Annotated in this window: 13 protein-coding genes; 5 read left to right on the top strand and 8 right to left on the bottom strand. The window is 68.7% G+C overall.

Translation table 11 applies throughout. The features are described from left to right. Window positions 1-536: 536 nt before the first annotated feature. Both P5G46_RS14960 and rpsA read right to left on the bottom strand, forming a co-directional pair. Entirely contained in the window at window positions 537-710 is a 174-nt protein-coding gene (locus tag P5G46_RS14960) for a hypothetical protein (RefSeq protein ID WP_239276523.1), read from the bottom strand. A gap of 104 nt (window positions 711-814) precedes the next feature. Beyond that, window positions 815-2,269: a 30S ribosomal protein S1 gene (rpsA, locus tag P5G46_RS14955; RefSeq protein WP_239276522.1), complete on the bottom strand. Its 1,455-nt coding sequence runs from the start codon at window positions 2,267-2,269 to the stop codon at window positions 815-817. A 486-nt stretch (window positions 2,270-2,755) separates the two neighbouring features. Here rpsA and P5G46_RS14950 point away from each other — a divergent pair, with 486 nt between their 5' ends. Continuing rightward, on the top strand, window positions 2,756-3,736 hold the full coding sequence (locus tag P5G46_RS14950) for an aggregation-promoting factor C-terminal-like domain-containing protein (protein ID WP_408905978.1): 981 nt from the start codon (window positions 2,756-2,758) through the stop codon (window positions 3,734-3,736). A gap of 109 nt (window positions 3,737-3,845) precedes the next feature. Here P5G46_RS14950 and P5G46_RS14945 read toward each other — a convergent pair whose 3' ends face one another. The 5 genes from P5G46_RS14945 to P5G46_RS14925 form a co-directional block, all read right to left on the bottom strand. After that, window positions 3,846-5,543, bottom strand: coding sequence for an ABC1 kinase family protein (locus P5G46_RS14945; RefSeq protein WP_408905977.1), 1,698 nt, complete (start codon window positions 5,541-5,543; stop codon window positions 3,846-3,848). A gap of 53 nt (window positions 5,544-5,596) precedes the next feature. Continuing rightward, window positions 5,597-6,175 (bottom strand): PadR family transcriptional regulator, encoded by a 579-nt coding sequence (locus P5G46_RS14940; RefSeq protein WP_375095990.1) that lies wholly within the window; start codon window positions 6,173-6,175, stop codon window positions 5,597-5,599. Window positions 6,176-6,271: 96 nt separating this feature from the next. After that, the gene (locus P5G46_RS14935; protein ID WP_408905976.1) at window positions 6,272-7,165 is read right to left on the bottom strand and encodes an aggregation-promoting factor C-terminal-like domain-containing protein; all 894 of its coding nucleotides are present in this window, start codon (window positions 7,163-7,165) and stop codon (window positions 6,272-6,274) included. A gap of 377 nt (window positions 7,166-7,542) precedes the next feature. Continuing rightward, on the bottom strand, window positions 7,543-9,222 hold the full coding sequence (gene pgi / locus P5G46_RS14930; protein WP_408905975.1) for a glucose-6-phosphate isomerase: 1,680 nt from the start codon (window positions 9,220-9,222) through the stop codon (window positions 7,543-7,545). A 63-nt stretch (window positions 9,223-9,285) separates the two neighbouring features. After that, the gene (locus P5G46_RS14925; RefSeq protein ID WP_408905974.1) at window positions 9,286-9,999 is read right to left on the bottom strand and encodes an NUDIX hydrolase; all 714 of its coding nucleotides are present in this window, start codon (window positions 9,997-9,999) and stop codon (window positions 9,286-9,288) included. Window positions 10,000-10,123: 124 nt separating this feature from the next. On the opposite strand from P5G46_RS14925, the gene P5G46_RS14920 reads away from it, so the two are divergent. Continuing rightward, window positions 10,124-10,435, top strand: a complete 312-nt coding sequence (locus P5G46_RS14920; RefSeq protein ID WP_239276516.1) for a hypothetical protein — start codon at window positions 10,124-10,126, stop codon at window positions 10,433-10,435. Between the two features lie 34 nt (window positions 10,436-10,469). Here the strand turns inward: P5G46_RS14920 and P5G46_RS14915 are convergent, their stop codons facing one another. Further along, a complete protein-coding gene (locus tag P5G46_RS14915) occupies window positions 10,470-11,297 on the bottom strand; it encodes an SDR family NAD(P)-dependent oxidoreductase (protein ID WP_408905973.1) in 828 nt (275 codons plus the stop codon). Between the two features lie 189 nt (window positions 11,298-11,486). Between P5G46_RS14915 and msrB the strand changes: the two genes are divergently transcribed. The 3 genes from msrB to P5G46_RS14900 all read left to right on the top strand — a co-directional run bounded on the left by msrB (window position 11,487) and on the right by P5G46_RS14900 (window position 12,997). Beyond that, a complete protein-coding gene (gene msrB, locus P5G46_RS14910; RefSeq protein ID WP_239276514.1) occupies window positions 11,487-11,945 on the top strand; it encodes a peptide-methionine (R)-S-oxide reductase MsrB in 459 nt (152 codons plus the stop codon). A 47-nt stretch (window positions 11,946-11,992) separates the two neighbouring features. Further along, on the top strand, window positions 11,993-12,547 hold the full coding sequence (gene msrA, locus P5G46_RS14905) for a peptide-methionine (S)-S-oxide reductase MsrA (RefSeq protein WP_239276513.1): 555 nt from the start codon (window positions 11,993-11,995) through the stop codon (window positions 12,545-12,547). 87 nt (window positions 12,548-12,634) lie between these two features. Continuing rightward, window positions 12,635-12,997 (top strand): GntR family transcriptional regulator, encoded by a 363-nt coding sequence (locus tag P5G46_RS14900; protein ID WP_239276512.1) that lies wholly within the window; start codon window positions 12,635-12,637, stop codon window positions 12,995-12,997. Window positions 12,998-13,019: the final 22 nt, after the last annotated feature.

Raw genomic sequence — 13,019 nt, 5'->3', positions numbered from 1 at the left:
GGAATAAGGTCGGGACAGACGAGTTCAATCTGACCAAACAGGAAGTCAAAACTGACTATCCAGATGCCAACCCCAAAGGGTTGGACTTTGATCCAAAGGAATTCTCACCAGACCCGAAGGCCCGACGAGGAAAAAATTGGCATTTGACAAGTGCACGCTGTTGAGTTCTCAAGGAACGGACGCACCCACAGAACCAGCCCAAAAGACCGTACCCATGAGGCAACTTCACTACCTTATGTGAGTCCCAGACCGACGCTCACACAGTGGGACCCAACGAGGGATCAGCGTCGTGCAAACCGTCCGAAGACCAGAACCAAAACTCTACACCATATGGTGGAGGTCTTGGGTTGTGTTCGCCGCTTGAGAGGACGCGGGGCCTTCCGGCCGCTCCGCTCTCCCCTGTGGGGCGAACAAGTAATAAGTTACGCGGATCCCACCCATCCGTCCAATCCACCCCACACCCCGGGCGTGTCGCACACCCCCACCCGCGGAAACACGCGGAACTTTCGTCAACGGCGCGTGCGGCCGGGGTTGGGTCAGACGGCGCCGACCGCTACGCCGACCAGGGCCTCGGTGTCCGCGTGTCCGCCGGTGAACTCGAGTCCGCCGAAGAACATCGCCCCAATCACGAGGGCGAAGACGAACGCGATGGACAGAAACAGCACGGCGACGCCGGCGATCGTGATGAGGAGAGGAAGTCGTGAAGCCATGAGTAGATTCTCTCGTCTCGCCGGTCCGGGAAACAGGGCTTGCGCAAGAACGACCGAAGGCCGGCACCTCCGCAGAGGTACCGGCCTTCGGTTGAGACGATCGATCAGCGACCGCTGAGCTTCTCCCGCAGAGCGGCGAGGGACTCGTCGTCGGCGAGGGTGCCCTGGGCGGGCGACTCCGACGAGAAGGATCCACCGAACGAACCCGCATCGGTCGGGTTCGCAGCCTCGGCCTCGAGAGCCTTGGCGACGGCGGCCTTGTGCGCCTCCCAGCGACCCTGGGCAGCGGCGTACTCCTGCTCCCACTGCTCGCGCTGAGCATCGAAGCCCTCGAGCCACGCACCCGACTCGGGGTCGAAGCCCTCGGGGTACTTGTACTCGCCACGCTCGTCGTACTCGGTGACCATGCCGTACAGCGCCGGGTCGAACTCGGTGCCGTTCGGGTCGACCGACTCGTTGGCCTGCTTGAGGGACAGCGAGATGCGACGACGCTCGAGGTCGATGTCGATGATCTTGACGAAGACCTCTTCACCGACCGACACGACCTGCTCGGCCAGCTCGACGTGCTTGCCCGACAGCTCGGAGATGTGCACGAGGCCCTCGATGCCATCGGCGACGCGGACGAACGCACCGAACGGAACGAGCTTGGTGACCTTGCCCGGCGCGATCTGACCGATCGCGTGGGTCCGTGCGAACACCTGCCACGGGTCTTCCTGGGTGGCCTTGAGCGAGAGCGACACACGCTCGCGGTCGAGGTCGACCTCGAGGATCTCGACCGTGACCTCCTGGCCCACCTCGACGACCTCGGAGGCGTGCTCGATGTGCTTCCACGACAGCTCGGAGACGTGGACGAGACCGTCGACGCCGCCCAGGTCGACGAACGCACCGAAGTTGACGATCGACGAGACCGTGCCCTTGCGGACCTGGCCCTTGTGAAGGTTGTTGAGGAACGTGGTGCGCGACTCGGACTGCGTCTGCTCCAGCAGCGCGCGCCGAGAGAGCACGACGTTGTTGCGGTTCTTGTCGAGCTCGAGGATCTTCGCCTCGATCTCCTGGCCGAGGTACGGCGTCAGGTCGCGGACGCGGCGCAGCTCGATGAGCGAGGCCGGGAGGAAGCCGCGAAGGCCGATGTCGACGATCAGACCACCCTTGACGACCTCGATCACGGAGCCGGTGACCACACCGTCGTTCTCCTTGATCTTCTCGACGTCGCCCCAGGCGCGCTCGTACTGGGCGCGCTTCTTGGACAGGATGAGACGGCCTTCCTTGTCCTCCTTCTGGAGAACGAGGGCCTCGACGTGATCGCCGACGTTGACGACCTCGTTGGGGTCGACGTCGTGCTTGATCGAAAGCTCGCGCGAGGGGATGACACCCTCGGTCTTGTAACCGACGTCGAGGAGCACCTCGTCGCGGTCGATCTTCACCACGGTGCCTTCGATGAGGTCGCCGTCGTTGAAGAACTTCAGGGTCTTCTCGACCGCGGCCAGGAAGTCTTCAGCAGAGCCGATGTCGTTGATCGCGACCTGCTTGGTGGCCGGGGCGGTCGTTGCGGTAGTCATGTAGTGGGTTGTCCTAGTTGGGTTTGGTGTCGGGCTTCGACTCTTGCAGCGCGATCCGGGCGGATCACACCGGCCGAAGCGTCTGCCGCCCGGAGGCCAACGGATGCCACGAGCCGAAGCGAAGCGGATTGTTTTCGTGCGGTGCCACCGGGGCAGAAACTCCACGCGTGCGGAACGAGCCACACCGGTGACGCTCAAGGCTATCAGAATCGGACCCGGCTTTGCGGGGTCGGCCAGCGGTGCGCGGGCCCGAGCCGGAACCCCGGGGCGGGCCGTTCCGGCCGCTCGCCGCTCCGCATCCGCGGGCCCCGGGCGTCCCGGGAGCTGAACCCGATGCGCCGCTCATCAGCGTTTCTCCTCGGCAGTTCACGCCCCGCCCGCCCAGGTTGCATCCAGAAACACGTGCCAGGCTCCCCGTTTCGTGCCCGCTTCACGCGGGTCGGACGTGCGATACCCGTGCCGTCCCCCCGATACGAAACCGGTTCTATGCACTCTGATTCGACGATTCCCTCCGCCCGCCGCGACCGTCGTCTGGCCTCCCGCCGGGCACGTCGCCGCCCGGCCCTCACCGCCGGGCTCCTCACGATCGGTGTTCTGACGACCGCCGCCCTGTCCGGCACCGCGCCCTTGGCATCCGCCTCTTCCCCCGACCTCTCGTCGGCCTCGTTCCGCTTGGCCGCCTACAGCACATCGACGACGTCCGCCGCCCCGGAGTCCCTCGCAGCACGCGCCGCCGTCTCCGCCGCGGAGACCACCGCCGCGGCGGCGACGTCCGTGCAGAACGACATCGCAGCCTCTGGTCTGGACATCGGCCAGCCGGCCACCGTCGACACCTCCGCTCTCACCGAGGCCACCGAACGGCTCGCCGACGCTCAGTCGCTGCCGGCCACGTTCCTGCCGGAGCTGACCGACCAGGTGACCGAGGCCGCGTCCACCGTCGATCAGCGCGTCGCCGAGCTGCGGGGAAGCCTCGACGCGGCGGTCGCCAAGAAGCAGGCCGAGGAAGCCGCGGAGAAGGCCCGTCAGGAAGCCGAGGCTGCGGCCAAGGCCAAGGCCGAGGCCGAAGCTGCTGCGGCGCGCTCGACGTCGTCATCGGGTGGGTCCTCGTCCGCGCCCGCCCCCCGGCCGGTCGCCCCCGCGGGCGGCGGCTCGGGAGACAACAGCCCCGGGGGCGCACAGGCGACGGCACGAGGGATGCTCGCCGGCTTCGGCTGGGGCGACGACCAGTTCTCGTGCCTGGTGTCGCTGTGGAACAAGGAGTCGGGCTGGAACTACCGCGCCTACAACTCCAGCAGCGGCGCCTTCGGCATCCCGCAGGCCCTGCCCGGCAGCAAGATGTCGTCCGCGGGCGCCGACTGGGAGACCAACGCCGCGACCCAGATCTCCTGGGGTCTGGGCTACATCTCGGGCCGCTACGGCAGCCCGTGCAGCGCCTGGGGACACTCGCAGTCGGTCGGCTGGTACTGACCTCCCCCTCACAAAACGACGAAGCGCCGTGCCGGATCTCCGGTACGGCGCTTCGTCGTCGGGCGTCGCGGATCTCGCGGCGTCCGCTCCCCCGCCATCGCCACGATCGTCACCCGCCGCTGCGTCGCGCGATCACCCCGGCCAGGAGCGCATGGGCGAGGGGCCCGAGGGAGAGGATCATCAGAACTGCACCGAAGTGCGCCTGCTCCGCCTGCAGCAGGATGCCGCCGACAAGCAGTCCCGTGAACAGAACCGCGGAGACGACGCGTCGGACCATGCGCTCGAGATCGCGCAGGCGACGCTCCACCCGAGGCACCTGGGCGGAGACCCCGCCCTCTTCCACCCGGTCGATGAGGGCGTCGAGGCGCCGCGGAAGACGCGCCGTCAGCGCAGCAACCGACGCCGCCTCGCGCGCCAGCGCCTGGACGGTGTTGCCGCTCTCCTCCCGGATGAGCCGCTGAGCGTAGGGTTCGACCGCATCCCAGATGTTGAACGCCGGGTCCAGGGCGCTGCACATTCCGCTCGTGAGCGACATGGCACGCACGATGAGAAGGAAGTTCTCCGGCAACTGGAACGGAAGCGCCCGTACGACGTCGCCGAACTCGACCGCGAACGCGCGGAACTCCCGCGGGTCCACCTCCTGCAGTTCGGCGAATCCCATCCCGCCGAAGCGGGCGAAGAGCTGCGTCATCGCGCGTTCGAGCTGCACCGTATCCGCCGAGGGAAGCAGAACGCCCACGTCCCGGATGCCGTCGACGAGTCCTTTCCCGTCACGCGAGGCGGCCGCGATCAGGACGCGACGCAGGCCCCGCCGGAGGTTCGGCGGCACTTCTCCCATCATCCCGAAATCGATGAAGGTGAATCGCCACGCCGGGGAGCCGGCATCCGTGGTGTCCGTCACCGGTGTCACGAAAACGTTCCCCGGGTGCGGGTCGGCGTGGAAGAACCCGTCGTCGAAAAGCTGGTCGAACATCACCGCGGCGAATCGCGACGCGACCTCGGCCGGATCGATACCGGCCGCGCGCAGGGCGTCGACGTCGTTGATCTTGATCGCGGTGACGTCTTGCAGGGTGAGGAGACGTCGCGTCGTCCGCTCCCACACGACCGCGGGAACCGCGAGTCCCCCTTCGCCGCCGAAATCCTCGGCGAACCGCTCGGAATTGGCGGCCTCGTGCAGATAGTCGATCTCTTCGAGACTCGTTGCGGCGAACTCCTCCACGAGCGCCGGCATGTCGACCCGATCGCGCACGAGCGCGACGCGGCTCAGCCAGCCGCCGACCTTCCGCAGAGCGCGCAGGTCGACGTCGACGATCCGGTCGATGCCGGGACGCTGGATCTTGACGACGACCTCACGAAGCCCGGTGTCCTCGGCGAGGGCCTCGGTGAGGATCGCCCGATGCGCCTGTCCGAGCGACGCGGCCGCGAGGGGTCGTTCGTCGACCCACGTGAATGCGCGCTCCAGCGGCATCCCGAGCTCTTCTTCGGCCCGCTCCCGCATCAGCGCGAAGGGAACCGACGGGACTTCGTCCTGCAGCCCTTCGAGCTCCTTCGTGATGACCGGCGGCAGGACATCGAGCCGTGACGACATGAACTGCCCGACCTTGATCATCAGACCGCCGAGGTCGACGGCCAGCGCGTGAAAGCGGCGGGCGATGATCTGCAGACGCCGGGTCCGGCCTCGAGCGGACACACGCTCGAGACCGAACCGGGGCAGGAACAGCTCGTACCACCAGGCCTGCACGAGATACCGCGCGGCGAAGCGCGTGATGCGCCGGTAACGGGCGCGCATGAGGGCGTCGTCGGTCATCGGATCTCCAGGATGCCGAGGACCCCACGACCACCGCGAGGTTCGAGCACCCCTCAGCTCTGGGCGAGGATGGAGTAGAGCTTACGGCGCGCCTCGTCGAGGATCTCGACGGCCTTCGCGACCTGCTCCTTGTCTCCCGTGCGAGCCACCTGCGCGGCGGCTTGCGCCAGCTCGACGCCCGCCTTGGGAAGAGCGGTCATGCGACCGCTGTCGCGGGAACCGGCCGACTCCCACGGCGCCGTGCGCTCGGTGGTCTCGTCACCGGCGGCGGCGCGGCCCTCCTCCGTGAGCGAGTAGGTCTTGCGACCGCCGGACTCCTCGGCGCGCACGAGACCCTCGTCGGTGAGCAACTGCAGGGTGGGGTAGACCGAACCGGGGCTCGGCTTCCACGTTCCGCCGCTGCGCTCCTCGATCTCGCGGATGATCTGGTACCCGTGCATCGGCTGCTCGAGCAGGAGCGAAAGCACCGCGGACCGCACGTCGCCCTTGTTCATTCGCGAGCCACCCGACGTCTTCTGCTCGAACTGCGCGCGCAGCTGCTCCATTGCGTCGAGGATGTTGGACATCGGCCACCCCTGACCGGCGGAACCGCCGCGCGGGCCGAAGGCGTCTCCCAGGAACGAACCACTCATGATGACCTCCTGAATCGGACCCCGGATGGGTCCAGCGATATACAACGATATATCGCCAGGCGCGAGGCGCGGCTGGGAATCCGCCGCCAGGAGACGTCAATACCAGTTGACTGCCTGAGAGTGACCCCACGCGCTGCACGGAGCGCCGTAGGCCCGCGAGATGTAGTCCAGACCCCAGGCGATCTGCGTAGCGGCGTTGGTCTGCCAGTCGTCGCCGAACGTCGCCATCTTGCTGCCGGGGAGCGACTGCGGGATTCCCGTCGCTCCGCTGGGGTTGTAGGCCTGGTAGTCCCAGCCGGACTCCTTGGTCCACAACGACTCGAGGCACGAGAACTGGTCGGCACCCCAGCCGTATCGCTCCGCCGCGAGAGTGGCGGCGTACTCCTTGGCGCCGGCGGGTGTGTTGACCCGCGCGAGCGCCTCGGCGGCTTCTTTCTGACGCTGCGCCTCGGCCGCCGCGGCCGCCTCGGCCTGTCGCTGCGCCTCGGCCGCGGCATCCGCCGCCGCCTTCGCCGCGACGGCATCGTCCAGGCTCCCCCGCAGGACGGCGACGCGCTCCGCGACGCGCTCGGACTCGCTCGCGGCGTTCTGACTGAGCGCGGGCACGAGGAGCACCGGCATGAGGTCGGTCGAGGACAGACGGTCCGTTGCCGCCTCGAGGGCGGCGGTGTCGACGGACGTGTCCCCGACGGCGAGGGGCAGACCGGCGGCCTCGATGTCGGCGCGCACGGTCGTGGCATCCGCCAGCGTCTCCTGCGCGCGCGTCAGCGCAGCGTCGGCATCGGCCGTGACGCCATCGAACGTCGCGTTCATCATGCTGACGGCGGGGACGGAAGACGGGGATGCCAGGGCACCGGGCGCCGACAGGGGCGCGGCCGCCACCCCCGTGGTGGCGACGAGCCCGAGGGCGACGCCCGCGCAGGTCGCGGCGGTGACGATCGTCCGTCGCGCGCGGTGGACGTGGTTGAGCTTGAGATCGGAACGCAGCAAGAGAAAGGTCTTTCGGATCGACGCAGCTCGCCGGGTACGAGCACGGAACGGTGTCGTCGGGTCGACACAAGCCCCCGAGTGTGCGCGACCGTTCTGAGCGTTATCTCTTCGTTACCTGGGCGTTCCGTGCATGGCGGGCCAGCGACCTCGCCCCCCGCACGGGCCCTCGTCGGCGGCGCGCGCGCCACGCGGACGGTGCACGGAACGACTTCACAGCCTCGCCGACCACGGGTTCTCGCCCCGGGCGCCCGCGTTCGACACCGGCGCCTCGTCACGAGCTGTCCGGGCCCGCCGGGAAGGCGAACGGGCCGATCCGGGAATCTCCCGAATCGACCCGTTCGTCGTGGATCCGTGCAGGGCCTCGCGGCCCGGGGCGGTTACGACCGGTGTGCGCGGTAGTACTGCAGCAGCGCCGCGGTCGAGGCATCCTGAGCGGCGAGTGCGTCGTCGTCGCCCTCGATGGCCGGCGCGATCTGCAGCGCGAGCTGCTTGCCGAGCTCGACACCCCACTGGTCGAACGAGTTGATCCCCCAGATCGTGCCCTGCGTGAACGTGATGTGCTCGTACAGGGCGATGAGCTGGCCGAGAACCGAAGGGGTCAACGCGGGGGCGAAGAGGGAAGTGGTCGGACGGTTCCCGGGGAAGGTGCGGGCCGCCACCAGTGCACCGGTCGTTCCCTCGGCCTCGACCTCTTCTGCGGTCTTGCCGAAAGCCAGTGCCTTCGTCTGAGCGAGGAAGTTCGCCAGGAACAGACCGTGAACATCGCGGCCGTCATCGGCCAGGGGGTAGGCGGGATTGACGAATGCGATGAAGTCCGCGGGGATCAAGCGCGTGCCCTGGTGGATGAGCTGATAGAAGGCGTGCTGGCCGTTCGTTCCCGGCTCCCCCCAGAAGATCTCTCCCGTGTCGGTGGTGACGGGCGAGCCGTCCCAGCGGACGGACTTGCCGTTCGATTCCATCGTGAGCTGCTGCAGATACGCCGCGAAGCGGCTCAGCTGCTGGGCGTACGGAAGGACGGCATGCGACTGCGCGCCGAGGAAGTTGGTGTACCAGACGTTCAGCAGTCCCATCAGGACGGGGACGTTCCGCTCGACCGGAGTCGTGGCGACGTGCACGTCGACGGTGTGGAATCCTGCCAGGAGCTCGCGGAACGCGTCCGGGCCGAAGGCGATCATCAGCGAGAGCCCGATCGCCGAGTCGACCGAGTAGCGACCACCCACCCAGTCCCAGAAGCCGAAGGCGTTCGCCGGGTCGATCCCGAAGGCCTCGACCTTGTCGAGCGCGGTCGACACCGCGACGAAGTGGTGCGCGACGGCGTCGACGCGGGCAGCGTCGCTGTCGTCGATCGCGCCGGATCCGGCGAGGCCGGCCCACAGCCAATCGCGGGCGAGGCGGGCATTGGTCAGCGTCTCCAGCGTCGTGAAGGTCTTCGAGGCGACGATGAAGAGCGTCGTCTCGGGATCGAGGTCGGCGGTCTTCTCGGCGATGTCGGTGGGATCGATGTTGCTGACGAAACGAGCCTGAATGCCGGCATCCGCGAGAGGCTTGAGCGCCTCGTAGACCATCACGGGGCCGAGGTCGGAGCCGCCGATACCGATGTTGACGACGTGCGTGACCTTCCTGCCGGTCACCCCCTGCCACTCGCCGCTGCGCACACGGTCGGAGAATTCGGACATGGCGGAAAGGACGGCCTGGACGTCGTGATCGACGTCTTGACCGTCGACCTGCAGCGCGGGCGTGACGCCTGCAGGACGACGCAACGCGGTGTGCAGGACCGCGCGGTCCTCGGACGTGTTGAGGTGGACACCCCGCAGCATCTCGGCGAACCGCTCGCGCACGCCGGTCTCGTCGGCGAGCGCGACCAGCGCCTCGAAGATCTCGGGCGTCACCAGGTTCTTCGACAGGTCGACGTGCAGGTCGCCGACGGAGCGCGTGAGGCTGTCGACGCGACCCGGGTCTGCGGCGAACCACCCGCGCAGATCGGGATCGAAGCCCTCGCGAAGAGCCGTGAGACGGGTCCAGGCGGACGTGGTGGTGGGGTCAACGGGAGCAGTCACGACCCCCACGCTAGCGACCCCGGACGGCGCGTGCGTGCGGGATGACGAACGACGGGGAAACGGCTAGGCGATCGACGGGCGCGGGGTCGCCATCGCCGTCCGGGGAAGCGCGACCTCGCGCGTGCGATCCCAGGGCTCGGTCCACCCCAGGCGATCGAACATGCCGTCGAGCAGCATCGCCGTGAAGCCCCAGACGACGTGGGAGCCGGTCGCGTGGGACACGACGAAGGCCGGCCCGCGCCAGAGGCGGCCCTCGCGGCGGATCGTCGTCACTCCGCGCCGTTGCGGATCGAGGAGATCCGCGACCGGAACGCGGAAGACCGCCGTCGATTCGGCGGCATCGACGGCGCGTACCGGCGTCGGTCGATCCCACCACCCGACCACGGGGGTCACGAGGTGCCGCGAGTACGCGAGCGGCACGCGGGGCAGCGTCCCGATGACGCTCACTCCCCCGGGGTCGAGACCGGTCTCTTCCTTCGCCTCGCGGAGCGCCGCCGCCGCCGCGTCGGCATCGCCCGGGTCGACCCGGCCGCCGGGGAAGGCCACTTGTCCCGGGTGAGCCCGCAGGGTGTCGGCCCGCGCGAGGAGGAGGACGTCGAGCGCGGACGGCACGGACGCCGACACGTGGGAGCTGGGCGCGGCATCCAGGGCACCGAAGAGGATGAGCACCGCGGCGTCGCGCGCGTCGCCGTCGATGGGAAGGGCGCGCAGCTCGGCGAACATCTCCCCCGTGGCATCGTCGACGAGGACGCGGAGCTCGTCACGAGGGGAACGCATGGGTCGAGGCTAGCCCCGAGTGCGCCAGGGGGGGGCGGACTCGACAGCTCTCCCCCAGCGCGGGTCGCTCGTCGTCCGCCCCGATGCGCGTGGCACGTGTGAGGATGAACCCGGGAGGTGCCCGATGACCGAAAAGCTCCACGCCGTGACTCTCGTCGTCGACATGCCCATCGCGAAGATCGACGCGCTCGACGTCATCGCTTTTGCCGCGGACGGGGGCGTCGAGGATCCGGGCACGCCGTACCCGCGCGTCTGGCTGGCGCCGCACGCGTGGGCAGAGGTGGAGATTCCGAAGTTCGCCGACCCGCCCCCGTTCGCGATCGACGTCTACTCCGACGTTTCGGCAGAGATCGCCTGGGCGCAGGCTCGCCGTCTGCACACCGCGCTCGAGCGCCTCGGGTGGACCGTGGAGCCGCCCCGCGCGGGCGTGCGGTGACGTCTCTCGACGACCGACGCGCAGACGGGACGTCCTAGGGCGCCACCCCGACGAGTTCGCTGCTGCGGTCCCACAGCAGGCGCGCGAGGGCCGGATCGTCGGCGCGCCGGCTCGTCTTCGCGGGCTTGTTGTTGGCGTAGAAGCCGCCCGGATGCCAGTCCACTCGCGGCTTGCCCAGTGCGAGCCACGTGAGCCGGGCGCCGCCCACGTCGGTCGAGGTCATGAAGCGTTCGGCTAACGGCCCGCCGTAGAGGAATTTCCACGAGCCGCTCGAGGTCGATCCGAAGCTCGACGCGATCACCCCCGGGTGGAACGCGACGGCGGAGAGGCCCGCGTCACCGAAGCGCCGGTGCAGCTCTTTCGTGAACAGGATGTTCGCGAGCTTGGCGTTGCCGTACGCGGCGGAAGCGGAGTAGCGGCGCTCGCCCTGGAGGTCGTCGATGTCGAATCGGGAGAACAGGCGAGCCGCGGCGCTGGAGGTCTGGATGACCGACGCACGGGATGCCACCAACGTCTCGCGCAGAAGGTGGGTGAGCAGGAACGGAGCCAGGTGGTTGACCTGGAACGTGAGTTCGAATCCGTCGACCGTGAGTGTTCGCTCGTCGAAGATCCCGCCGGCGTTGTTGGCCAGGACGTCGATCCGCGGGAACTCCGCCCGCAGGGAGGCCGCGAGATCGCGCACCTGCGCGAGGTCGGAGAAGTCGGCGACGAAGGAGCGCGCGCCGAGAGCGTCGGCGACGCGACGGGTCTTCTCGGGATTCCGACCGACCACGACGACCTCCTCGCCGATCTCCTGCAGCTGGCGGGCCGCGGCTGCACCGATTCCGTCGCTGGCTCCGGTGATGACGATCGTGCGGGGCATGTGTCCTCCTGAGGGTGTCGAGGCGCCACGTTAGTGAGCGCCCATGTGTCGGATGCGGGGGTTGCCCTCGGCATCCGGGACCTCCGATAACTCACAGCTCGCTCCCAGCCCCGCGGGACCAAATTCGGCGCGACGTGCGTTCTCCTCGGTGATGCCTGAACCGGGCATCGCAGGCGAAAGGATCACACCGTGACCACGGAGTACCGCAAGACGTCGGAGGCGCTGGGACGCCTGACCGACCGCCAGTTCGCCGTCACGCAGGACGACGCGACCGAGCCGCCGTTCCGCAACGAGTACTGGGACAACCACGAGGCAGGGATCTACGTCGACGTCGTGTCGGGGCAGCCGCTGTTCTCCTCCACCGACAAGTTCGACAGCGGGTCGGGCTGGCCGAGCTTCACCAAGCCCATCGACGCCGACGCCGTCGTCGAGAAGACCGACCGGACGCTGTGGATGACGCGCACCGAGGTGCGCTCGAGCGGGGCGGACAGCCACCTCGGCCACGTGTTCGACGACGGCCCCCGGCAGGCCGGCGGGCTGAGATACTGCATGAATTCGGCCGCTCTGCGGTTCGTGCCCGTTCACGAACTCGAAGCCCAGGGCTACGGGGCCTACCTGGCGCTCTTCCGCGAGAGCCGCGCCTCGTGAACCTCTTCTCCTTCTTCTCCCACCGCGATCGCAAAAGGAGCGACACCATGACCAGCGGACCCACCGACACCGGCGAGATCACTCGCCGCCCCGGCACCGAGACCGCCGTCCTCGCCGGCGGCTGCTTCTGGGGCGTCGAGGACCTCATCCGTCGCCAGCCGGGCGTGCTCGACACGCGCGTCGGCTACACCGGCGGACAGAACGACCACGCGACGTACCGCAATCACCCGGGTCACGCCGAGGCCGTCGAGATCGTCTTCGACCCGGCGAAGACGTCGTATCGCGACATCCTCGCGTTCTTCTTCCAGATCCACGACCCCTCGACCCTGAACCGTCAGGGCAACGACATCGGCACGAGCTACCGCTCGGCGATCTTCCCGCTCTCCCCGGAGCAGGAGCAGGTCGCGCGCGACACCATCGCCGATGTCGACGCGTCGGGGATCTGGCCCGCGAAGGTCGTCACGACGATCGAGCCCGAGGCGCCCTTCTGGGAGGCCGAGCCCGAGCACCAGGACTACCTCCTGCGCATCCCCAACGGCTACACGTGCCACTTCGTACGCCCCGGCTGGGTGCTGCCCAAGCGCGAGGACGCGACCGCCTGAGTCACGACAGCGCGGCCCGGATGCCATGGCATCCGGGCCCTCATCGTTCCCGGGGCGGGACCGGGCGGTTGATACGGTGGCGGCACCATGGACATCCGTCTGGACGCCTCTTCGACGACACCGCCGTTCGCGCAGGTGCGCGCGCAGATCATCGCCCTGATCGACGACGGCACCCTTCCCACGGGCACGCGCCTGCCGCCGGTGCGCGCACTGGCCACGGATCTGGGTCTGGCGGCGAACACCGTGGCGCGCGTCTACAAGGAGCTGGAAGAGGCGCGCTTCGTCGAGACCCGCGGTCGTGCCGGCACGTTCGTGTCCGCGGGCACGGATGCCACGCGCGCCCGCGCCGTCGAAGCCGCGGCGACGTTCGCCCGCGCGATGCACGATCTCGGTGTCGAGGCATCCGATGCGCTCGACCTCGCGCGGGCGGCGCTGATGAACGAGGCGTGAAGCGCGCAAGCCCCGGCTCGCG

The sequence above is a fragment of the Microbacterium mcarthurae genome, assembly GCF_046064585.1.
Classification (GTDB): Bacteria; Actinomycetota; Actinomycetes; order Actinomycetales; family Microbacteriaceae; genus Microbacterium; species Microbacterium mcarthurae.
Note: the sequence above shows the minus strand (reverse complement) of the source record. Positions and strands in the feature narration are given on the sequence as shown.